This window comes from Pseudomonas sp. B26(2017) (assembly GCF_002113045.1).
Lineage (GTDB): Bacteria > Pseudomonadota > Gammaproteobacteria > Pseudomonadales > Pseudomonadaceae > Aquipseudomonas.
Map to the genome: position 1 here is coordinate 1 of NZ_NEJJ01000023.1, position 21,336 is coordinate 21,336.

At 59.2% G+C, this 21,336-nt stretch carries 20 protein-coding genes; 5 read left to right on the top strand and 15 right to left on the bottom strand.

The features are described from left to right. The 3 genes from CAF79_RS26870 to CAF79_RS26885 form a co-directional block, all read left to right on the top strand. The coding region (locus CAF79_RS26870) for an RHS repeat-associated core domain-containing protein (protein ID WP_139832633.1) at positions 1-1,567 on the top strand (1,567 nt) is incomplete at its 5' end. Continuing rightward, positions 1,557-1,871 (top strand): contact-dependent growth inhibition system immunity protein, encoded by a 315-nt coding sequence (locus CAF79_RS26875; RefSeq protein ID WP_085701111.1) that lies wholly within the window; start codon positions 1,557-1,559, stop codon positions 1,869-1,871. The genes CAF79_RS26870 and CAF79_RS26875, both read left to right, overlap by 11 nt. 519 nt (positions 1,872-2,390) lie before the next feature. Beyond that, complete coding sequence (locus CAF79_RS26885) at positions 2,391-2,807, top strand: hypothetical protein (RefSeq protein ID WP_085701112.1); 417 nt, start codon at positions 2,391-2,393, stop codon at positions 2,805-2,807. Between the two features lie 88 nt (positions 2,808-2,895). Here CAF79_RS26885 and CAF79_RS26890 read toward each other — a convergent pair whose 3' ends face one another. Further along, positions 2,896-4,686: a bifunctional diguanylate cyclase/phosphodiesterase gene (locus CAF79_RS26890; RefSeq protein ID WP_085701113.1), complete on the bottom strand. Its 1,791-nt coding sequence runs from the start codon at positions 4,684-4,686 to the stop codon at positions 2,896-2,898. Between the two features lie 133 nt (positions 4,687-4,819). Next, positions 4,820-6,904: a carboxy terminal-processing peptidase gene (locus tag CAF79_RS26895; RefSeq protein ID WP_170929802.1), complete on the bottom strand. Its 2,085-nt coding sequence runs from the start codon at positions 6,902-6,904 to the stop codon at positions 4,820-4,822. Positions 6,905-7,085: 181 nt separating this feature from the next. Between CAF79_RS26895 and CAF79_RS26900 the strand changes: the two genes are divergently transcribed. Next, on the top strand, positions 7,086-8,048 hold the full coding sequence (locus CAF79_RS26900; RefSeq protein ID WP_085701115.1) for a zinc-binding dehydrogenase: 963 nt from the start codon (positions 7,086-7,088) through the stop codon (positions 8,046-8,048). A 45-nt stretch (positions 8,049-8,093) separates the two neighbouring features. On the opposite strand, the gene CAF79_RS26905 is transcribed toward CAF79_RS26900, so the two are convergent. From CAF79_RS26905 to CAF79_RS26930, 6 genes are all read right to left on the bottom strand, one after another. Further along, positions 8,094-8,747, bottom strand: a complete 654-nt coding sequence (locus CAF79_RS26905) for an HAD family phosphatase (RefSeq protein WP_085701116.1) — start codon at positions 8,745-8,747, stop codon at positions 8,094-8,096. A 34-nt stretch (positions 8,748-8,781) separates the two neighbouring features. Further along, positions 8,782-9,771, bottom strand: a complete 990-nt coding sequence (locus CAF79_RS26910; protein WP_085701117.1) for an ABC transporter ATP-binding protein — start codon at positions 9,769-9,771, stop codon at positions 8,782-8,784. Continuing rightward, positions 9,768-10,568 carry an ABC transporter permease gene (locus CAF79_RS26915; RefSeq protein WP_085690467.1) on the bottom strand — a complete coding sequence of 267 codons (801 nt, stop codon included), beginning with the start codon at positions 10,566-10,568 and terminating at the stop codon, positions 9,768-9,770. The genes CAF79_RS26910 and CAF79_RS26915 overlap by 4 nt, the downstream gene beginning before the upstream one ends. Then, complete coding sequence (locus CAF79_RS26920; protein ID WP_170929806.1) at positions 10,555-11,391, bottom strand: ABC transporter permease subunit; 837 nt, start codon at positions 11,389-11,391, stop codon at positions 10,555-10,557. Before CAF79_RS26920 ends, CAF79_RS26915 begins: the two co-directional genes overlap by 14 nt. Before the next feature lie 5 nt (positions 11,392-11,396). After that, a complete protein-coding gene (locus CAF79_RS26925; RefSeq protein WP_085701119.1) occupies positions 11,397-12,203 on the bottom strand; it encodes an alkaline phosphatase family protein in 807 nt (268 codons plus the stop codon). Positions 12,204-12,381: 178 nt separating this feature from the next. Beyond that, the gene (locus tag CAF79_RS26930; protein WP_085690470.1) at positions 12,382-13,446 is read right to left on the bottom strand and encodes an ABC transporter substrate-binding protein; all 1,065 of its coding nucleotides are present in this window, start codon (positions 13,444-13,446) and stop codon (positions 12,382-12,384) included. Between the two features lie 351 nt (positions 13,447-13,797). On the opposite strand from CAF79_RS26930, the gene CAF79_RS26935 reads away from it, so the two are divergent. Beyond that, positions 13,798-14,511: a UTRA domain-containing protein gene (locus CAF79_RS26935; protein WP_085701120.1), complete on the top strand. Its 714-nt coding sequence runs from the start codon at positions 13,798-13,800 to the stop codon at positions 14,509-14,511. Between the two features lie 409 nt (positions 14,512-14,920). On the opposite strand, the gene CAF79_RS26940 is transcribed toward CAF79_RS26935, so the two are convergent. The 7 genes from CAF79_RS26940 to minD form a co-directional block, all read right to left on the bottom strand. Continuing rightward, entirely contained in the window at positions 14,921-17,080 is a 2,160-nt protein-coding gene (locus CAF79_RS26940; protein WP_085701121.1) for a mechanosensitive ion channel family protein, read from the bottom strand. A 76-nt stretch (positions 17,081-17,156) separates the two neighbouring features. Beyond that, positions 17,157-17,333 (bottom strand): hypothetical protein, encoded by a 177-nt coding sequence (locus CAF79_RS29255; protein WP_007960078.1) that lies wholly within the window; start codon positions 17,331-17,333, stop codon positions 17,157-17,159. A gap of 132 nt (positions 17,334-17,465) precedes the next feature. Continuing rightward, positions 17,466-18,755, bottom strand: coding sequence for a M18 family aminopeptidase (locus CAF79_RS26945; protein WP_007960074.1), 1,290 nt, complete (start codon positions 18,753-18,755; stop codon positions 17,466-17,468). 76 nt (positions 18,756-18,831) lie between these two features. Then, the gene (locus tag CAF79_RS26950) at positions 18,832-19,425 is read right to left on the bottom strand and encodes a hypothetical protein (RefSeq protein ID WP_085701122.1); all 594 of its coding nucleotides are present in this window, start codon (positions 19,423-19,425) and stop codon (positions 18,832-18,834) included. A 46-nt stretch (positions 19,426-19,471) separates the two neighbouring features. Further along, a complete protein-coding gene (locus tag CAF79_RS26955; RefSeq protein WP_007960072.1) occupies positions 19,472-20,107 on the bottom strand; it encodes an RluA family pseudouridine synthase in 636 nt (211 codons plus the stop codon). A 91-nt stretch (positions 20,108-20,198) separates the two neighbouring features. Then, positions 20,199-20,453 carry a cell division topological specificity factor MinE gene (minE, locus tag CAF79_RS26960; RefSeq protein ID WP_007960071.1) on the bottom strand — a complete coding sequence of 85 codons (255 nt, stop codon included), beginning with the start codon at positions 20,451-20,453 and terminating at the stop codon, positions 20,199-20,201. Beyond that, the gene (minD, locus tag CAF79_RS26965; protein WP_085690474.1) at positions 20,453-21,265 is read right to left on the bottom strand and encodes a septum site-determining protein MinD; all 813 of its coding nucleotides are present in this window, start codon (positions 21,263-21,265) and stop codon (positions 20,453-20,455) included. The genes minE and minD overlap by 1 nt, the downstream gene beginning before the upstream one ends. Between the last annotated feature and the right edge of the window lie 71 nt (positions 21,266-21,336).

Consider the following 21,336-nt stretch of genomic DNA (forward strand, 5'->3'; position numbering starts at 1 on the left):
CACCCTGCGTTACACCTATGACGCCTGCGGCCAACTGACCCGCCTGCGCCTGCCGGACAACAGCAAGCTCGATTACCACTACGCCAAGGGCGGTGCGCTGACCGCGATCGACCTCAACGGCGCCTTGCTGACCCGCCACGTCTACCAGAACGGCCGCGAACAGCAGCGCCAGCAAGGCCTGCTGCTCAGCGAATATGCCTACGACGAACAGGGCCGCTTGCAGTCCCACGCCGTAGGCCATCAACGCAGCGCGCTGTACCGCCGCGACTTTGCCTACAGCGCCAACGGCAACCTCGAACACATTGCCGACACCCGCCACGGCCAGCGCAGCTACACCTACGACGCCCTCGACCGGCTGATTCGCGTGCGCCACACCCGCGACGATGTGCCGGAAAACTTCGCCCACGACCCGGCCGGCAACCTGCTGATGCAGGACCGCCCCGGCCCGACCCAGATCAAGGGCAACCGCCTGTTGATGCAGGGCGACCGCCATTACGACTACGACGCCTTCGGCAACCTGATCCGCGAACGCCGCGGCCGCGCCCAACAACTCGTCACCGAATACCGCTACGACAGCCAGCACCGCCTGATCGGCCTCACCCGTCCCGACGGCACCAGCGCTACCTACCAATACGACGCCTTCGGCCGGCGCATCCGCAAGACCGTCGACGGCCAGACCACCGAGTTCTTCTGGCAAGGCGACCACCTGATCGCCGAAAGCAGCAAACAACAACACCGCAGCTTCATCTACGAACCGGGGACCTTCCGCCCGCTGGCGATGCTCGACGGCAAAGGCCCGAAACGCGCCTGCCCGTTCTACTACCAGCTCGACCACCTCGGCACGCCGCAGGAGTTGACCGACTACAGCGGCGAGATCGTCTGGTCGGCCAAATACAGCGCCTACGGCAAGGTCACCTCGCTGGAACTGGCGACCGAGGACTACCTGAACCAGCCGCTGCGCTTTCAGGGGCAGTACTTCGATGACGAAAGCGGACTGCATTACAACCGGCATCGGTATTACGACCCGGAGGTGGGCCGGTACCTGACGCCGGATCCGGTGAAGCTGGCGGGTGGGCTGAACCAGTACCGGTACGTGCCGAATCCGACGGGGTGGGTGGATCCGTTGGGGTTGAGTTGTAACTGTCCAGGAGCCATTTCTGCTGAGGGGCCGTATAGCGAAATTGTTCCAGGTGGTGGCTTAGAGGCTCACGAATCTCGAGGTGGGCATGCTATTGCGAGACATGTAAATAGGTCGGAAGCCCAACTCAGAGCTAGACTAGCGGCTGAACCGCACATACCTATTGCATCAACATTCCTTAGTAGGGCAGAAGCTGAGGCTGCACTCTCTAATGTTATAAAAAACAACAAACTCACAATTGATAACTTTGTGCAGGGTAACGCAAGCAAACTTGTGATTAATGAGCAAGTGTCTACTCCTGCTGGCGTAGGTGTGGTGAGACAGAGTGGAAGCCTGGAGCCACTGTCTAGTATTAGGTTGGTGTTGCGGCGAGATACAAGCTCACCGCTTGGCTATTTTATCTTGACGGGGTTTGTAAATGACAACTGAAGATTTTCCTAGCTTATTTCAATTTCTCGGAGCCTATTTTCATGAGGACTGGATGTGTGAGCTTGAATCAGCAGATGATGTTGTTAAATCTTTCATAGCGGACTCGGAATGTTGCGTGCTTGAGGCGGTGGTAAAGGAAATTGATTTAATTTTAGCGATGAAAATTAAAGAGAGTGAAGTTCGAGATTTTTTGCTGAAGAAAAATGGGTGTTGCTATTGTTATTGGAATGAGTGGCAAGACGGAATTGCGTGGTTGAAGCACATTTCTGTAATTATCAGTGAGGCGTTACACAAAAATATTTAAGCTGTTTATTTGTCTTGTTCTGATTGTTCTTCGAGTGAGAAGGTGGCTTTCAAGGAGGTTGGTTATTGTGGTTGCGCGTAATCGTAAAGTTAGATTGCTGTTAAGGTTTTGGTTTTGGTGTAAAGGTATCGGGATGTTTTTAGTGCAGCGGGCGAAGTGTCAGGCTCAGAAGGTTGGATATTCTGCTAGCAAGCGGCAAGAATCAAATGAAGGGCCGGTTGCTGAAGTTAGAAAATTTCGAGGGGTTCATAGCTCTCGATTTTTGAGTCACAGAGCCCAGATGAGTGCATATACCGATGCAATGACGAGAGAGTCTAGAAAAATGCCAAGTTTCACCGGAGAGGATAGTATGTGAAATCTGGTAGTGAGAGTGGAGATTGAAAATATAGGTGAAGGATATGAGCCAAATCCTGCAGATCCATCTGATCCACGCTACATCCCTGAAATGCATGGTTTTGAAATGAGGTTTGATTTCGAGACTCTGGAGCCTTGGGCTCTATATCCGATAGAGAAAGTATAATGTTGATGCATCCTTATCTTGATATTCCTTATCGCCCACGGCTGTCTCACTTTCTCGGTGGGTTTGATATATATGATCGCGAGGAGAATTTGGGTGAAGCACTGGCCGCGTACGATCCTGAAAATCAATCAGATAGAAGTTTTTTAATATCTAGGTACGTAATCAAGCGATTTTCAAAATTGAGCCATCGGCATAAGTTTGTTTTGTTTACTGTGCTGGGAGAAGCACTTGAAAAAAGTGATGATGTCTTCCAAGAAGTGCTGGAGCATGATCCATACTCTCACTCCTTGTTACCAGACGGCTGGGATGAGATGAGTGATCCAAAGGCGTTTTTCGAAAACATGTACTTTCAGTTGTCTGAAGCATGGATGGACGAACTTTACAAAGCCAGTCAAGAAGACTCATCAACTTGGTAGGCGCGAATTGGTGCTCACTGCGATTTTTGTAAGCTTTGGGGCATTTATAGGATGAAAATACGGGTTGCATGAGATTCGTATATTCGAATCACCGATGTCCGAGTGTGAGTGTTTCGACGGGTATCTGCGCGAACAGGCTATCAATCAAATGCACACTATACCCCGGCACATTCTTCGCATGATGCTTCGCCTGTGAAGCCATTTCCGCCAATTGACTCGCATCCAGTTGCGCACAAGCTTCAGGATGCAAATGCACCACGCCAATGGACAATGACAGCAATGGAAACTCCTGACGAATACCCTGGCGGTTCGGCGCAACAAAACACCCAGCGTCCAGGTGTTCGGGGCGGTAGAAGCGACGGCATTGGCTCTGGAAATCATCAAGCAATTGGTTCAGCCGTTTGCGCCAATCTTCCGGGCCGAGCACCAACAGGAAATCGTCACCACCGATGTGGCCAACGAAATCGCGGGACGGGTCGACACGTTCGTTCAGGCATTGCGCCAGGCACAACAACACCTCATCCCCGCGCCCATACCCATAGATATCGTTAAAGGGTTTGAAGCTGTCGATATCGACATAGCAGATAACCGACTCCCGTCCCTGTTGCAGCAACCGTGTCAGGCATTGCTGGATCGGTACGTTGCCGGGTAGCAGAGTCAGCGGATTGGCATACCGAGCCTGCTGGATTTTCAGTTCGGTTATCAGTTTCAGCACGTCGATCACCCGACCCAGGCCCAAGTAGCTGCCGTTGAGGGTGATGATGAAGTCTTCTTCGATGCGTTGCCGGGCGCGGCTGGTGATCAGACGGCTGACCTGTTGCAGTGACTGGCTCATTTCCACGGCGAGGAAGTCGTCGTTCATCAGTCGGCTGATCGGTTTGCGAGCGAACAGGTCGGTGGCGAACGGCTTGAGAAGGGCATCGGACAATGAATGACGATGAACGATGCCGCACGGCTGACCCTGTTCGTCGAGCACCGCCAGTGAGTTCAGGTTGGCCTGGCGGCGGAAGGCTTCCAGTACGGTGGCGGTCGGTGTGTCGCGATTCACGGCCGGTTGATCGATGAGCAGGGCGCTCAGGTCGCTGCCTTCGTCATTCAGCGCCACGGCGCTACTGTCGTGTTTGGGCATCAGGGTCCGGGCGTCGCGTGACGGATGTTCCTGCGGGCGCCCCAGCAAATAGCCCTGCACCAGATCAACGCCCATCTCGGTCAGCACCGCCAACTCTTCCGGCAACTCGATGCCCTCGGCAATCACCTGCGCCCGCGAGGCCTTGGCGATTTGCAGGATCGATCCGACGAACTCACGCTTCAACGCGTCCTGATGAATGCCGTCGATAAAGTGCCGGTCGATCTTCACGTAATCCGGCCGCAGCTCCGACCACAGGCGCAGGCTCGAGTAACCCGCGCCCAGATCGTCGAGAGCAATCGAAAAACCCATCGCCCGGTAGTGATGCAGCGCGGTTTGCAGCAACTGAAAGTCGTCGATCGGTGTCTGTTCGGTGAGTTCGATCACCACCTGACTCGGCGGAATACCAAAATCCTGTAGCAACTGCAGTGTCCGCCCCGGCTGGTGCGCGGCTTCGAGCAGGGATTCGGGAGAGACGTTGAGAAACAGTTTGCCCGGCAATTGCTGTTCGTTGAAACGACGACAGGCACTCTGGCGGCAGGCGATTTCCAGTTCGCTCAAGCGGCCGGCCTGGCGGGCCACGGCGAACAGGGCGATGGGGGAGTGCAGCGGGCTGTTGGACGGGCCGCGGGTCAGGGCTTCGTAGCCGAGAATGCGCCGTTCGGAGAGGCAAATGATCGGCTGGAACAGACTGTGTAAACCGCTTTGAGTCAGGATCGAGCTCAAGGCACTCAGCTGTTCGGTCGTGGTCATGGCAATCTCTGGCGATAAAAAAGGACTGGGAGCGTTCTCGATGAAGAGAACCGCTCCCAGTCCTTTATTGCACGACAGAATGATGACTGTTTGATGACGATCCGGGGATCGTCAGCATTAAATTGCCATCACCTTATTTCTTTGCGACCTGGTTGCTCAGCTTCAGGTAATCCAGCAGTACACGCCCGGTCTCGCTCAGGTAGGCGTCGTCTTCCGGTTTGACCTTGTCCGGCTCGGCGGCTGCCAGGGCGTCGTCGTCTTCTTTCTTCAGCTCTTTGAGCGGTTCTTCGCCTTTGGCCTTGCGACGGATGTTCTCCATCGCCAGTTGCTTGGCGTCGATATCGGCGTGCTGGGCACGGCGTTCGGCTTCATTGAGGCTGACGGTTTTCTCTTCCAGCAGCTTCTGCGCCAGGGCCAGCTTGTCGCGGATGAACACGAACTCCGCGTCCTTGGCGGAACGGGTGTCATGCTCGGATTTCAGCTGGGCCAGGTACGGTTTGAACGGATCGCTCGCCGGTTTGATCGCCGCGCGGATGGTGTCCCACGGCATGGCTTCCGGCAGGGCGCTTTCGCCGATTTCCTTGGTGTCGATGATCGACGGGTAGTCGATGTCCGGCAGGACGCCCTGATGCTGGGTGCTCTGACCGGAAACCCGGTAGAACTTGGCCAGAGTGAGTTTCAGTTCGCCATGGTTCAGCGGCTGAATGGTCTGCACGGTGCCTTTGCCGAAGGTCTGGCCACCGATGATCAGCGCACGGTGGTAGTCCTGCATGGCGCCGGCGAAGATCTCCGAAGCCGAGGCGGACAGGCGGTTGACCAGCAACGCCATCGGGCCTTTGTAGAACGCGCCCGGGTTTTCATCTTCAAGTACATCGACCCGGCCATCGGCGTTGCGCACGAGCACGGTAGGGCCCTTGTCGATGAACAGGCTGGTCAGCTCGGTGGCTTCCTGCAGGGAACCGCCGCCGTTGTTGCGCAGGTCGATGACCACGCCGTCGACTTTCTCTTTCTGCAGTTCGGTCAGCAGCTTCTTGACGTCGCGGGTGGTGCTCTTGTAGTCCGGATCGCCGGCACGGAAGGCCTTGAAGTCGAGGTAGAACGCCGGAATCTCGATCACGCCGAGCTTGTAGTCGCGGCCGTCCTGTTTCAGGTTCAGCACGGACTTCTTCACGGCCTGGTCTTCGAGCTTCACCGCTTCACGGGTGATCGGCACGATCTTGCTGGTCTGGTCGTTCGGCGCATTGCTGGCCGGAATCACTTCCAGACGCACCACGGTGCCTTTCGGGCCACGGATCAGCTTGACCACTTCGTCCAGACGCCAGCCGACCACGTCGACCATCTCTTTGTTGCCCTGGGCAACACCGATGATCTTGTCGGCCGGAGCAACCTGCTTGGTCTTGTCGGCCGGGCCTGCGGGCACCAGACGCACGACTTTCACCTGGTCGTTGTCGCTCTGCAACACGGCGCCGATGCCCTCGAGGGACAGGCTCATGTTGATGTCGAAGTTCTCCGCGTTATCCGGCGACAGATAGTTGGTGTGCGGATCGTAAGACATCGCGAAGGTGTTGATGTACGCCTGGAAGATGTCTTCGGCGCGGGTCTGGTCCAGACGCGCCAGTTGATTCTTGTAGCGCTTGGTCAGGGTTTCCTGGATCTGCTTCGGGTCTTTGCCGGCGATCTTCTGCCGCAGCACTTCGTCCTTGACGCGTTTGCGCCACAGGTCATCGAGTTCGGCGGTGGACTTGAGCCAAGGAGCGTCCTTGCGATCGATCAGCAAGGTTTCCTTGGTGGTGAAGTCCATCTTGTCGACGCCTTTGTTCAGCTCGGCAAGGGCGAAGTCCAGACGCGCCTTCACGCGGTCCAGATAGCGCTTGTAGATGGTGAACCCGGCGTTGAGGTCGCCGCTCTTGAGGAAGTCGTCGAACTGGGTCTTCCACTTGTCGAATTCGGCGATGTCGCTGGCCATGAAATAGCTGCGCGACGGGTCGAGCAGCTTGATGTAGCTGTCGTAGATGATCACCGAGCGCGCATCGTCGAGCGGCGGCTTGCTGTAGTGGTGACGCTTGAGCAACTCGACGACGTTCAGACTGGCGATCACTTCGTCGCGATCAGGCTGCAACTTGTCCCAGCTGTTGGCTGCGAAGGTGGTGCCCGACACCGGCAACAGGCCGATACCGATGAAAAGAGCGAGGGCGGTGCTGGGGAGCAGATGCTTCATGCTGATTCGACGCGGGGACAATTGATAACGCATATTAGGCCGTCTTTGAAGTCGCCGGTACCTCTACGCTCTGTACGATAACTGCTGTTCAGCGTTCGTTCAGACCCCAGGGCCGGTCGCATAATGCAAAAAGCCCGGCGCTACAGCTTCGGGCTCAGTCCAGACTCACTATGGAGGCACTGTGAAGGCATTGCAAGGCGTTGAAGGTCAAGTGGCATGGGTTGATGAACCAAGTCCTACATGTGATGTAGGACAAGTTCGCATCCGAGTAGCGGCAGCGGGCCTCAATCGTGCGGATTTATTACAGAAAGCCGGACTTTATCCGCCCCCTCCGGGTGCCAGCCAGGTGCTGGGTCTTGAGTGCTCCGGGGTGATCTGCGAGGTCGGCGCGGGCTCTTCCTGGCAGGTCGGTGACCGGGTCTGCGCCCTGCTGGCCGGGGGCGGGATGGCGCAAGAGGTGGTCGTCGACGGACGGCATGTGCTACCGGTTCCGGAAGGTGTATCGCTGATCGAGGCCGCTGCCTTGCCCGAGGTGTACGCGACCGTCTGGCTGAATGTGTTTCAACTCGCTGCGCTCAAACCGGGTGAGAAAGTTCTTCTGCACGCCGGGGCCAGTGGCATCGGCTCAGCCGCGATTCAACTGTGCAAGGCTTTCGGCAATCCATGCTGGGTCAGCGTCGGCTCGGCTGAGCGACTGGCCTATTGCGAATCGTTGGGTGCCCAGGGCGGGGTGGTGCGCACCGACGATCTGGAAAGTCTCCGGGATTTCGGGCCGTTCGATGTGATTCTGGATCCGGTCGGCGGCAATTATTCAGCGCTGAATCTGAAGCTGATGGCTCAGGACGGCCGCTGGGTGCTGATCGGTCTGATGGGTGGCCGTGAAGCGAAACTGGATCTGGCCCAGGTGCTGGCCAAGCGCGTGCAACTGCTGGGCTCGACCCTGCGCAGCCGTGACGATCAGTTCAAGGCCGATCTGTTCAGCGATCTGAGCCAGCACGTGTGGCCGCTGTTTTCCGAAGGGCGCCTGAAGCCGCAACTGGCCAAGGCGTTCCCGATCAAGGATGCGGAGGCGGCGTTCGCCGAGCTGGCGAGCAACACGGTGGCGGGGAAGCTGGTGCTGGTGATCGACGAAAGCCTGAGTTGATCATCGATGCTTGTGGGAGCAGGCCTGCTCCCACAAGGCAATCGCTTACTTCCAGAGGTGAATCGGCCAGCCGGATTTCTCGGCCTGCGCAAGCAACACCGGATCCGGATTGACCACATGCGGGTAATCCACTTTCAGCAGCAGCGGCAGGTCATTGCGTGAGTCGGAATAGAAACTCGCGCCCTCAAGATTTTCTTCTTCGGCGTCCAGCCATTCCAGCAACCGGGTGATTTTGCCTTCGCGGTAGGTCAGGGTGCCTACGGTCTGGCCGCTGTACACGCCATGCGCCACTTCCAGTTCGATGGCCAGAACTTCGTCGATACCCAGCCGTTCGGCAATCGGTTTCACCAGGTGCGTGCCCGAGGCCGAGATCACCAGAATCCGGTCGCCGGCCTGGCGGTGGGCGGCGATGGTCCTGGTGGCATCGCTGAAGATGATGGGTTCTATGAAGTCTTCAACCCACGGCGCTACCAGATGCTCGACTTCTTCCGAGGTGCGGCCGATCAGCGGCTCGAGGCTGAAGTCCATGTAGTCCTCCATGCGCAACTTGCCATGGCTGTAGGCGTCCATCAGCTCATTGTTCCTGCGCATGAACGACTCGGGATCGACCCAGCCCAGGCGCCCCATCTGCTCGCACCATAGCGTTGCGCAGTCACCATGAATCAGCGTGTCGTCCAGATCAAAAATTGCCAGGGCCATCAGTTCAGTTCCCTCTTGGGTGTCAGCAAAGTCATCAGGCTACCTCACACAGGGCGGTGGGATCGATGGAAAGTGACAGGCGCTGACCGTCGGGATGCAGATCCGCTGCCGAACGGTTGAGCACATCCACCACCAGTTCCACGCCCCGGGCTTCGACGCGGTAGCGAATCACGTTGCCCAGCAGGCTGTGGCTGCGGATTTGCGCGTCGGGCTCACCGCTCAGACTCAATTCGATGGCCTCCGGGCGAATCGCGATGCGGTGGTTGATCGGCCGCTGCAACAGCTTCGACGCACTTTCGGCATCCAGCAGATTGTAGTTGCCGATGAAGCCGGCAGCGAACACGTCGGCCGGCGCGGTGTAGAGGGTTTCGGCGTCGCCGCTTTGTACGATCTTTCCCTGATTCATCAGGAAAATCCGGTCAGACATGGTCAGCGCTTCTTCCTGATCGTGTGTGACGAAAATCGTGGTCAGGCCGAGTTCGCGCTGGATCTGACGGATCTGCTCACGCAGGTGTTTGCGAATCCGTGCATCGAGGGCCGACAGCGGTTCATCCAGCAGCAACAGGCGCGGACGGGTGACCAGCGAGCGGGCGAGGGCGACACGCTGGCATTGACCGCCGGACAGCTGATGCGGATAGCGGCTGGCGAAATCGTTGAGTTCAACCAGTTTCAACACTTCGGCAACCCGCTTGTGGCTGTCGTCGGCGTTGACCTTTTGCATGCGCAAACCGAAGGCGACGTTCTGTTCAACGGTCATGTTGGGAAACAGCGCGTAGCTCTGGAACACCATGCCGATCCCGCGTTTCTGCGGGGTGAGCGGCACGATGTCGACGCCATCGAGCAGAATCTTGCCGCCATCCACCGGCGTCAGGCCTGCGATGCAGCGCAGCAAGGTGGATTTGCCGCAACCCGATGGGCCGAGCAGGGTGACGAATTCACCCTTCTGGATTTCGCAGTTGATGTCGCTGAACACCGTGGTGCCCGCGTAGTTTTTCTGAAGGTGTTGGACGCTGACATAGCTCATTCGCTTTTGTCCTTGTTCAAGATGTTGGCGACCCAGGTCAGGACCAGCACGAAAAAGAAGTAGGAGATCACCAGCGCACTGGTGAAGTGGCCGCTGCTGTTACGCATGTTGTTGAGGTAGACCTGCAGGGTTTCGTAGCGGGTGCCGACCAGAATGTTGGCGAACACGAACTCACCGAACAGGAACGAGAACGACAACAGCAAGGCGACCATCAGGCCTTTGCGCAGGTTCGGCAGCACCACCAGGAAAGCTGCCTGGAAGGTGCTGGCGCCGAGCAGTTGGGCGGCGTCCATCAGGTCGCGCAGGTTGATCGCTTGCAGGTTGTTGGTGATCGCCCGGTACATGAACGGCAGGGCAACGGTGAAGTAGCAACCGATCAGGATCCACGGCGTGCCGACCATCGCGAACGGCCCGGAACCGTAAAGCTGCAACAGCCCCACCGACGACACCACCGGCGGCACCGCAAAGGGCAGCAGGATCAGGATGTTCATCAGCGCATCGAGTTTCGGGAAGTGGTAATGCACCACGAACAGCAGCGGCAGGATCAGCACCACCGACAGGATCAGCGCGCCGACGCACACCAGCAGCGACTGGCCGAAGGCGTGCAGGAAGCGCGGGTCGCTCCACAACTGGACGTACCACTTGAAAGTGAAACCGCTGGGCAGGATGGTGGCCGACCAGCTGCTGGCGATCGAGTAGATCAGCGTGCCCAGCAGCGGCAGAAGCAGGATGGCGAACAGCAGATACACCACGACGCGGTGGTAGACGCCGGCCGGGCCGGATTCAGCGCGAGACATGGTAGCTCCTCTTCAGCAACAGTTGATGCACGACGGTCACCAGGGTCATCAGCGCCACCAGCACGACGGCCAGGGCGCTGGCCAGGTTCGGATCGAGGGAAATGTCGCCGGACACCATCGCCGCAATCCGGATCGGCAATACGTTGAAGTTGCCGGTGGTCAGCGCGTAAACCGTGGCGTAGGCGCCGAGGGCATTGGCCAGCAGGATCACGAAGGTGCCGAGCAGGGCCGGGGTCAGCACCGGCAGGCCGATGTGGCGCCAGAACTGCCAGCTGTCAGCGCCGAGCAGGGCGGCGGATTCGCGCCAGTCTTCACGCAGCGCATCGAATGCCGGGTACAGCAGCAGGACGCCGAGGGGAATCTGGAAGTAGGTGTAGAGGATGATCAACCCGGTTTTCGAGTACAGGTTGAAGTCTTCGATGATCCCGGCCTGCTTCAACATGATGGTGATGCTGCCGTTGAAGCCGAGCAGGATGATGAAGGCAAACGCCAGAGGCACGCCGGCGAAGTTGCTGGTCATGTTGGCGAAGGCATTGACGAAGTTGCGCAGTTTCGAATCGACCCGGCGCAGGGAGTATGCACCCAGCACCGCGATGATGATCCCGAACACACTCGACCAGAAACTGATTTCGAGGCTGTACTGAATCGCCTGCAGGTAGAACTTCGAGCTGAAGATCCTGCTGAAGTTGGCGAAGCCCCAACCGAATTCTTCCGATTGCAGGCTGTTGATCATCACCCAGATCAGCGGGGCGATTTCGAACGCGATAAAGAACAGCGCGAAAGGCACCAGGCACAGGGCGGCCAGCCATTTGCCGCGAGTCATTGAGTTCACTTGAGCAACTCCCGGCAAACAGGTTTGTCGTGGGGTACGCCGAGCAGTTCGCAGACGGTGCCGCAGATGTCGGTCTGCTTCGGCGTGGCGCCGGCGTGCAGGCTGAAGGCGTCACCGAGTACGAACAACGGCACCTGGCGTTCTTCCGGCAGCAGGCCGTTGTGCGAGCGGTCGTTGTTCATGCCGTGGTCGGCAGTCACCAGCACTTGATAACCGGCGTCGAGCCAGCCTTGCAGGTAGTCGGCGAGGATGATGTCGGCGCTGCGCGCGCTGTTGCGGTATTGCGGGGTGTCGAGGCCGTGCTTGTGGCCGGCGTCGTCGATGTTCATCGGATGGATCAGCAGAAAATCCGGGGCGTGGCGCAGGCGCAGGTTTTCGGCGTCGGCGAACAGGTGCGAGTCGGGGTAGTGATCGTTCCAGTAGAAGTGGCCGTGCTGGATCGGTAGCGTCGGGTCATCGGTATGCCGATCCCGAGCCGCCACGAACGGCGAGCGGTTGTAGAGCTCGCTGACCCAGTGGTACGCCGCGGCGGCGGTTTTCAGACCGGCATCGCGGGCGTAGTGATAAATGCTGCGCTGGTTGGACAGGCGCGAGACGTTGTTGTGGACGATGCCGCTCTCGATCGGTGGCACGCCGGTGAGGATGCATTCGTAAAGCGGTCGGGACAGGGCCGGCAGCTCGCACTCCAGCTGGTAGAGCGCGGCGCGTCCTGCGCCAACGTAAGCCTGCAGATGCCCCATGGCGTGACACGCAACCTCGTAACTGAGGCCGTCGAGCACGACAAGGATGACGGTGTGCTTCATAGGGGCAAAAACTCCGCGAAACAGAAAATTTCAGATTCAGTCGGGAGCCCTTGTGGGAGCGAGCTTGCTCGCGAAGGAGTCGTGTCAGCCAACATCAATGTTGAACGAAAGACCGCATTCGCGAGCAAGCTCGCTCCCACAGGGATCTCCAGCAATCCCGGAAGCGGGACTTACGGGCTTACTTCATTTCTACGATGACTTCTTCGTTCCACTTCTGCGGCAGGGCCTTGGAGGTTTTTTCCCACGCATCGGCGTCCTTGATCGGCGTGACCTTCTTGTACTGCTCGTTCGGCAGCAGTTTGGCTTTCACGTCTTCCGGCAATTGCAGGTGCTCGGCGCGGATCGGGCGAGCGTTGCCGCGGGCGAGGTTGGTCTGGCCGGCGTCACTGAAGATGTATTCGCGGGTCAGCTTGGCGGCGTTCGGGTTCTTCGCGTATTTGTTGATGATGGTGGTGTAGCCGGAAATCACCGAGCCGTCAGACGGAATCAGCACCACGTAGTCATCCGGGTTGGCCATCTTGGCCTTGTAGCTCAGGCCGTTGAAGTCCCAGACCACGCCGACTTCGATCTCGCCTTTTTCCATGGTGGCGATGGTCGGGTTGGCCATCGACAGGCGACCCTGCTTGGCGATGTCTGCGAACAGCAGCAGGGCAGGCTGGAGGTTTTTCTCGTCGCCGCCGTTGGCCAGCGCAGCGGCGAGTACACCATTGGCAGCTTGTGCAGCGGTGCTCACGTCACCGATGGAAACCTTGTATTTGCCGCCCTTGAGGTCAGCCCATTTGGTCGGAACTTCGGAGCCGTGCAGCAGCTTCTTGTTGACGATGAAAGCGATGGTGCCGGTGTAGGCCAGTGCCCAGTTGCCGTCCTTGTCCTTGGCCCAGTCCGGTACTTGATCCCAGGTGGTCGGCTTGTACGGTTGCACCACGCCTTGCTTGACCGCGATCGGGCCGAAAGCCGCGCCGACGTCGCCGATGTCGGCGGTGGCGTTGTCTTTCTCGGCGGCGAACTTGGCGATTTCCTGGGCCGAACTCATGTCGGTGTCGATGTGTTTCAGGCCGTAGTTCTTGGCCAGGTCTTCCCAGGTGCCTTTCCAGTTGGCCCAGTCATCGGGCATGCCGACGCTGTTGACGGCGCCTTCCGCTTTCGCAGCGGCTTCGAGGGTTTTCAGATCATCAGCCGCCATGGCGGCGGTGCACATGGCAATGGTCGAGCCTAACAGTGTTGCCAGGAAAAGCTGTTTCATTCCGAAGCTCCTTGGTCGTGTTCAACGCTGCGATTGCGGTTTGTGTTGGTCTAGGTCAGCAATACCTGAGCCAATGTAGGGGGGCTGGATGACACTTTGATGTCGGCGGATACCTGACCCGCCCTTTATTTCGCCGATATCGTCGGCTGCCCGCTAAGCGTAGACCACCCTCAAAGTCCCGGTGGGCAAGGGACTTGGCCGATGTATTGCAAGTTGTCAGGGCGACCGTTCGGTAGTTTTGTCATCTCTCGGTCATCTGCACTGCCTAGGCTTGCAACACGACCGAATGGCGCAATAGCTGTGCGGTTTTGCCCCGAAACAGTGCTGGTCTAGTCCAGATAGGTAACGTTGATGCGCGATGAGGCAACAAAAGCGGTGACAGCGATTGGCCAGATCCTTCAGGAGCAGCTCGATCACGGGTTGCTGGCGGCGGGGAGCAAGTTGCCGGCCGAGCGCAAGCTCAGTGAGCTGTTCGGCACGACGCGGATTACGGTGCGTGAAGCCTTGTTGCAACTGGAGGCGCAAGGGCAGATTTATCGCGAGGAGCGGCGGGGCTGGTTCGTGTCGCCACCGCGTCTGGCCTACAACCTGATGCAGCGCAGTCACTTTCACGCGATGGTCAGTGCGCAGGGGCGGGTGCCGTCGACCGAGGTGATTTCGGCGCGGTTGCAACCGGCGTCAGCGGCGGTATGTGCCTGGTTGCAGTTGCCGGCGTTGTCGAGCGTGATTCAGATTTGCCGGTCGCGGCGGATCGATGGGCGGTTGGTGTTGTATGTGGAGCATTATCTGAATCCGCAGTTTTTTCCGGGGATTCTGGAGTTTGATTTGAATCAGTCGATTACCGAGCTGTATGCGCGGCATTACGATTTGCACTATGGGCGGGTGCGGTTCGAGATTGTGCCGACGTCGTTGTCGGTGGATGCGGCAGCGGCTTTACGGGTTTCGGTGGGGAGTCCGGGGTTGAGGATTGCTCGGGTTAATTATGATCAGGCCGGGCGGTTGATTGATTGTGATCTGGAGTTTTGGCGGCATGATGCGATTCACGTGGGGGTTGATGTGGTTTGACCTTGGCGGCCTCTGGGCCGACCAGGTTTTGGGTTGTTTTGGGTGAATATCCGTTGCTTCGGGTGCTGCCGCTGACGGTTTCGCCCTTACGGCGAGTCACTTTGGCAAACGCCCCAAAGTAACCAAAACGCTGGGCCCCTGCGTTCGGCACCTCGCTGAGGCTCGGTGTTCCTTCGTTCCGGGATTCATCCGGGGGCATCGCCTACGGTTTGCTTCGCTGCACCTCCTCTCGATGCATGCGGCTGCGCCGCACGGTCGCTGCGCTCCCACCCCCGGATAAATCCCTCCACTCAGCCTTCCGATGGGGCCAAAAGATCAAAAGCTTTACTCGAGCTAACGCTCATCGTGGTGAGTGGTGGGAGTTAGCTTGCCAGCGATGGCGGCCGGAAGTCGGTCAGATTCGCCGGATCTATTCTTGAGTTTGGCCACCACCGCCTGCGGTGATCACTTGCACATTCATCCTCGGCGTCGCCAGATCCAGGCCGGCCTCATCCAGATGCCGTTTCAGCGACAGGTTGAACGCCCGTGAAACTTCCCACTGTTTGATCGGTGCTGTCTTGAACCTTGCGCGCAGTATCGCGTTGCCGGATTCGAAGCTTTCCACGCCCTGAAATTCCAGCGGCGACCAGATGTTGCGGCGTTGCAGCGGATCTGTGCGCATTTTCTGGCCGACGTCGCGCATCAGTTTGATGGCTTCGTCGATGCTCATGTTGAACGGCACGGCCACGCGGAAGATCGCGTAGCCGAATTCGCGGGAGTAGTTCTTGATGCTTTTGATTTCGCTGAACGGGATGGTGTGGACGATGCCGTCAATGTCCCGCAGGCGAACGGTGCGGATGGTCAGGCCTTCGACGGTGCCCAGGTGGCCGCCGACGTCGACGTAGTCGTCGATGGCCAGGGAGTCTTCGATGATGATGAACAGGCCGGTGATCAGATCCGCTACGAGCGACTGGGCGCCGAAGCCGATGGCCAGACCGATCACGCCGGCACCGGCCAGCAGGGGCGTGACGTTCATGCCCATGTTTGCCAGGGCGACGATCAGGGCGATGATGAAGATCGCCACGAAAAGCACGTTGCGGATCAGCGGCATCATGGTTTGCGCGCGGGCGTTGGCCAGGCCTTTGCGGGAGCGGGTGAGGGCGTGGTGGACGGCGGTGTCGCTGAGAATCCAGATCAGCCACGCGAAGATCAGCGTACCGATCAGGCTGAAGATTTTTACGCTGACGTCGTGGCCTTCGCCTTCGGTGAAGCCGATCAGTGACATGCCCCAGACCCGCAGGCCGAGTTCGATGAAAGCCAGCCACACCAGTAAATGGGCGAGGGTGTAGAAAAAGCTTTTCAGGCGCTCGGAATACAACGCATGACGTTTCGGGCCACGTTGGGGGCTGAGGGCGTGGCGGCGGACGAGGCCGTTGATGACCATGCACAACACCAGCAGCACGGTGCAGATCAGTGACTGGCGCAGTGCGGTGCTGGTGTCGCCGGCGGAGATGAAGGTGGCGAAGAGGGAAATGCCGACCAGCACCAGTGCCGGGACGTACCAGAAGGTGCCGAGGATTTCGATGGTGTCGCTGAGGGCGCGGCGGGTCAGGCGCCGGGACAACGGCTGGTTGCGGATCAGGTGGGCGATCGGCCGGCGGAAGCGCAGGATGAACAGCCCGGTCGACAGCGCCGCAAGGACATTGGCGACGGTGGCGGCGGTGTGGGCCAGGTGCACACCGAGGCCGGCCACCAGTCGCGGATCGCTCAGGGCTTCACCGAAGGCGGCGAAACTGCCGATCAGCCATAACGGGCGGAAGGCCTGGTGACGCAGGATGTACAACGCGCGATGGCGGTGCGGGCCGTCGAGTACGGAAAAGGCGATCACGCAGATGGCCGAGAAACAGGTGCCGACCACCAGCGCATACGCCAGCACCATCGCCAGGCTTTTGCCCAGTGACGAGGGCAGTGCGTAGCTCATGTAAACCGTGATCACCAACGCGATCAGCCATGGCCCGAGCTTGCGCAGGGCGAAGCGCAACATGTCGAGGGCCCGGGGATTTTGCGGCAGTTCTTCGGTCAGACCGAAGCGCATGCGTACCCGGTGGCCGAGCCAGATCAGCGCGGCGGCGAGCAGGCTCCAGACCGCGAGGATCACGGCGAAGGCGAAGATGATCGGCAGCCATTCGCTGGCCGGCAGCATCAGGCCTTTGAGCTCGTCCTGAGCCATGTCGAATTCGGCGGACCAGCGATTGAGCGGGCTGTCGGCGCCGGTGAACTGTTTTTCGAAGCTGGCGAGGGTGCCGCCGATCAGTCCCAGCACGCCTTCTTCCGGGCTGGCCTGGGCCTTTTTCGTGGCGTCGCGCAGTTTTTTCAGATCGGTCAGCAACTGGGCGCGTTGCTTGTCGTTTTCCAGCGACTTGATGACTTCGTCCAGGGACTGGCCGAGCGGTGCCTGGGCTTCGGGCTGAGTATTGCCTGAGCCTGTGAGCAGGCCCGGCAGACCGGCAGCATCGGCAGGTGCCGGCGACATCAGGGTCATCAGGCAAACGAGAAACAGGCAGGGCAGGGCAAAAAGACGAGCGAACACTAGGCGGTCAACCTCGCAAGGGGCGGATCGGGCGAGTGTACGAGCCCGCCGGATTCAATGCGAGCCGGGGGCGGATTTATTCGTTGAGTTTGGCGAGGATCTTGTAGACCACGGTGGCCAGGATCATCAGCATGCCGATCCACATGGCGAACACACCGGCGTTCTTGTCACGGAAGTTGAAGCCGATGGCCAGCAGAATCATTCCGCACAGGATGGGAATGAGCATGGAGTGAAACGCAGACATCGAGATCATGGCGACAGCCTTGTCGAAGGAAATGATTTAAGTCTAGGTGGGATTTGGCCGACCGGTGGTGATCTGTATCAGAACCGAGCCGGTTTTACAGGCCGAGGGATCGCAGCCCGAAGCTGCGATCCCGACTGTGTCCTACGGCAGTTCGCGACTGGCGTAGAACGCGCTCAGCACTTTGACCAGGTGGGCCAGGTCGTGGCTGCCGCACAGTTCGCGGATCGAGTGCATGGCGAACGTCGGCAGGCCGATATCGACGGTGCGCACGCCCAGGTGGCTGGCGGTGATCGGGCCGATGGTCGAGCCGCAACCCATGTCGCTGCGTACCACGAAGCTCTGCACCGGGACTTCTTCGGCCATGCACAAATGGCGGAAGAAACCGGCGGTTTCACTGTTGGTGGCGTAGCGTTGGTTGCTGTTGACCTTGATCACTGGGCCGGCGTTGAGTTTCGGACCGTGATTGGCGTCGTGCTTTTCGGCGTAGTTCGGGTGCACGCCGTGGGCGTTGTCGGCCGAGACCAGCAGGGATTTCTGGATGGTGCGCACGAACTCGTCACCTTCCGGCAACAGACGGCGCAGGGTCTGTTCCAGCATCGGGCCATCAGCGCCGCAGGCAGAGCAGGAACCGACTTCTTCGTGGTCGTTACACACCAGCACGCAGGTCTCTTCGGTGTCGGCGGTCAGCAAGGCTTGCAGGCCGGCGTAGCACGACAGCAGGTTATCCAGGCGCGCACCGGCGATGAAGTCGCCATGCAAACCGATGACGGCGGCGCTTTGGGTGTCGTAGAAACTCAGCTCGTAATCCAGCACCACGTCGGCGTTGAGGCCATGCTCGCGAGCCAGTTGGTCGGTGAGCACCGCGCGAAAGTCCACCCGCTCATCACCGGCGAACTGCGCGAGAATCGGTGGCAGTTCGGTCTGGGCGTTGATGGCCCAGCCCTGGTTGGCTTCACGGTTGAGGTGAATGGCCAGGTTGGGAATGATCGCGATCGGGGCCTTGAAGTCGATCAATTGGCTTTCGACCTTGCCGTCACGGCGGAAGGTGACGCGGCCGGCCAGCGACAGGTCGCGGTCGAACCACGGTGCGAGCAGCGCACCGCCGTAGACTTCGACGCCGAGCTGCCAGAAGCCCTGGCGCTGCAGCTCAGGTTGTGGCTTGACTCGCAGGCACGGGCTGTCGGTGTGGGCGCCGACCAGACGGATGCCGTCGTGCAGCGGTGAGTTGCGGCCCATCTTGATCGCGACAATCGAGGAATCGTTACGGGTGACGTAGTAACGACCATTGGCTTCGGTGTGCCAGGTTTCACGCTCGTCGAGGCGCACATAACCGGCGGCCTCCAGCCGTTGAACAAGGCTGGCGGTGGCGTGGAACGGGGTAGGGGAGGCCTTGAGGAAGTCGATCAGGCCTTGGTTCAACTCTTCGCGCATAAGAAGCTCCAGACAGCAATGGGCGGGAGTTTAACGCATCGGCCTGATGCTTGGGACAAGACATGTGCCACTCGCATCAACGAGCGGCGGCCACCCTTTTTTTCAGATAGTTCATGATCACTTTTTCGTCTTCAGGCTTGTCCGGACGAGGCAGTTGTTTTGGCCAGCGGCTCTGATTGAGCAGCTTTTTCTGGCGGCTCTCGTCCCAGCGCAGAATCTCCCGCGACGCGCATTCCCACCATTCATGACGACAGGCGCTGTAGTAGGGGTGATCCATCACCGACCGATTTGCATCGATGTATTGAACCAGGCTGCTCGGGGGGCTGGTGAACAGGGTGTCGGTGTCGACGAACAGGGTTTTCTCGGCCAGTTGCATACCGGCGGCAATCGCGCAGGCCTTGCGCCGATGGTGGTAGCCGTTGTGTCCCTGCCAGCGCGTCAGGGTCGCTTCGTCGAGCAACACGGTGTCGACCGGCCAGCCTTCGTAGTCCTGCGGCCGGTCAGTGAGAATCCTGATCGCCGGACGTTTGCCGTTTTTGGCCTGGGACAGGGCGGTGAGGATGCTGAACTTGGCTTCGCGCCGGTAGACATCCTGATTGCCGTAAATCAGGTAGAGCAGTTGATGACGGGTCTTCTTGACGGGTGTTGCCAGGGAATCAGTACAACTCATCCGGAACAAAATCCTTTAAAACGGGCGACTGCCGGTCAGGCAGTGCTTAAAACGGTGCCGGGCATTCGAAGCGCAAGCGTTCGCCGGACTGTGGGTGGGTGAAGCTGAGCATGCTCGCGTGCAGGCACAGTCGTGGCCAGGCCGCGAGGGCTTGCTCGTGGGCATAGAGGCCGTCACCGAGCAACGGATGGCCGATCGACAGCATGTGCACCCGCAACTGGTGCGAGCGGCCGGTGATCGGCGTGAGTTCGACGCGGCACCAGTCGCCGCAACGCTCCAGTACACGCCAGAAAGTCAGCGCGTGCTTGCCGAGTTCGTGATCCACCACATGGCGCGGTTTGGTCGGCGGGTCGTAGCGCAACGGCAAGTCGATGCTGCCGCTGTCCAGTTCCGGCTGGCCCCAGCAGAGCGCGGTGTAGGCTTTCTCTGTTTCACGATCATGAAACTGGCGTGACAGTTCGCGGTGGGTATCGGCGTCGCGGGCCAGCAGGATGATCCCCGACGTTTCCCAGTCCAGGCGATGGACGATTCGCGCTTCCGGGTAGCCGTTTTCCTGCAGGCGGGTGATCAGGCAGTCCTTGTTGTCGTCGGCCCGGCCGGGGACGGAGAGCAACAGGGTCGGTTTGTTCACCACCAGAACGGCGGCGTCCTGATGAATGATTTGGACGTTGGACAACGGCATTAAAACAGCCTCGTAACAAATGCCAACGGCGGCTCAGGGCCCCTCCACTATCGGAAGGGCCCTGAGCCGCCGTCGTTCCTGCCGGATCGACTCAGCGGTCTGGCAGGGTGATGTTGAGTTCCAGAATCGAGCAGCTGCCCTGGCTCTCCAGTGCCACGTGTACGTCGTCGTTGCCGATGTTGACGTACTTGCGGATCACTTCCACCAGTTCCTTCTGCAAGGATGGCAGGTAGTCAGGGGTGCTGCGCTGGCCGCGTTCATGCGCCACGATGATCTGTAGACGCTCTTTCGCGACCGAGGCGGTACTTGGCTTTTTGTTGGCACGAAAGAAGTCAAAAAGGTTCATTACCTACCTCCAAACAGACGCTCGAAGAATCCCTTCTTCTCGACATTCAGGAACCGGTGTTCTTTTTCCTTGCCCAGCAGGCGATCAACGGTATCGCTGTAGGCCTGGCCGGCGTCGCTTTGATCATCGAGGATCACAGGTACGCCCTGGTTGGAGGCCTTGAGTACGGCCTGGGATTCCGGAATGACGCCCAGCAGGCGTACGGCGAGGATTTCCTTGACGTCTTCGACGCCCAGCATTTCGCCTTTTTCGACGCGCTCCGGGTGGTAGCGGGTGATCAGCAGGTGTTCCTGGATCGGCTCTTCGCCTTTTTCGGCGCGACGGGACTTGCTGGCCAGCAGGCCCAGCATGCGGTCGGAGTCACGTACCGAGGACACTTCCGGGTTGGTCACGACGATCGCTTCGTCAGCGAAGTACATGGCCAGGTGCGCGCCTTTCTCGATGCCCGCCGGGGAGTCGCAGACGACGAACTCGAATTGCTCCTTGAGCTCCATCAGGACTTTTTCCACGCCTTCCTGGGTCAGCGCGTCCTTGTCGCGGGTCTGGCTGGCGGCCAGCACGTAGAGGTTTTCCAGGCGCTTGTCTTTGATCAGGGCCTGTTGCAGGTTGGCTTCGCCGTTCACCACGTTGACGAAGTCATACACCACGCGGCGCTCGCAACCCATGATCAGGTCGAGGTTACGCAAGCCCACGTCGAAGTCGACGATCACTGTTTTGTGGCCGCGCAGAGCGAGGCCGGTACCGATAGCGGCGCTGGTGGTGGTCTTACCCACACCACCCTTGCCGGATGTAACCACGAGAATCTTGGCCAAGGTGTTTCACCCCTAAGGAAGAAGGACTGTTCAGCCCCTGAAAAACATCTCTAGAAAACTACTGCAGTCGG

Coding starts and splice junctions, on each gene's coding strand:
- CAF79_RS26875 (WP_085701111.1), top strand. CDS start 1,557: ATGACAACTGAAGATTTTCCTAGCTTATTTCAATTTCTCGGAGCCTAT.
- CAF79_RS26885 (WP_085701112.1), top strand. CDS start 2,391: ATGTTGATGCATCCTTATCTTGATATTCCTTATCGCCCACGGCTGTCT.
- CAF79_RS26890 (WP_085701113.1), bottom strand. CDS start 4,686: ATGACCACGACCGAACAGCTGAGTGCCTTGAGCTCGATCCTGACTCAA.
- CAF79_RS26895 (WP_170929802.1), bottom strand. CDS start 6,904: ATGAAGCATCTGCTCCCCAGCACCGCCCTCGCTCTTTTCATCGGTATC.
- CAF79_RS26905 (WP_085701116.1), bottom strand. CDS start 8,747: ATGGCCCTGGCAATTTTTGATCTGGACGACACGCTGATTCATGGTGAC.
- CAF79_RS26910 (WP_085701117.1), bottom strand. CDS start 9,771: ATGAGCTATGTCAGCGTCCAACACCTTCAGAAAAACTACGCGGGCACC.
- CAF79_RS26915 (WP_085690467.1), bottom strand. CDS start 10,568: ATGTCTCGCGCTGAATCCGGCCCGGCCGGCGTCTACCACCGCGTCGTG.
- CAF79_RS26920 (WP_170929806.1), bottom strand. CDS start 11,391: ATGACTCGCGGCAAATGGCTGGCCGCCCTGTGCCTGGTGCCTTTCGCG.
- CAF79_RS26925 (WP_085701119.1), bottom strand. CDS start 12,203: ATGAAGCACACCGTCATCCTTGTCGTGCTCGACGGCCTCAGTTACGAG.
- CAF79_RS26930 (WP_085690470.1), bottom strand. CDS start 13,446: ATGAAACAGCTTTTCCTGGCAACACTGTTAGGCTCGACCATTGCCATG.
- CAF79_RS26935 (WP_085701120.1), top strand. CDS start 13,798: ATGCGCGATGAGGCAACAAAAGCGGTGACAGCGATTGGCCAGATCCTT.
- CAF79_RS29255 (WP_007960078.1), bottom strand. CDS start 17,333: ATGATCTCGATGTCTGCGTTTCACTCCATGCTCATTCCCATCCTGTGC.
- CAF79_RS26945 (WP_007960074.1), bottom strand. CDS start 18,755: ATGCGCGAAGAGTTGAACCAAGGCCTGATCGACTTCCTCAAGGCCTCC.
- CAF79_RS26950 (WP_085701122.1), bottom strand. CDS start 19,425: ATGAGTTGTACTGATTCCCTGGCAACACCCGTCAAGAAGACCCGTCAT.
- CAF79_RS26955 (WP_007960072.1), bottom strand. CDS start 20,107: ATGCCGTTGTCCAACGTCCAAATCATTCATCAGGACGCCGCCGTTCTG.
- minE (WP_007960071.1), bottom strand. CDS start 20,453: ATGAACCTTTTTGACTTCTTTCGTGCCAACAAAAAGCCAAGTACCGCC.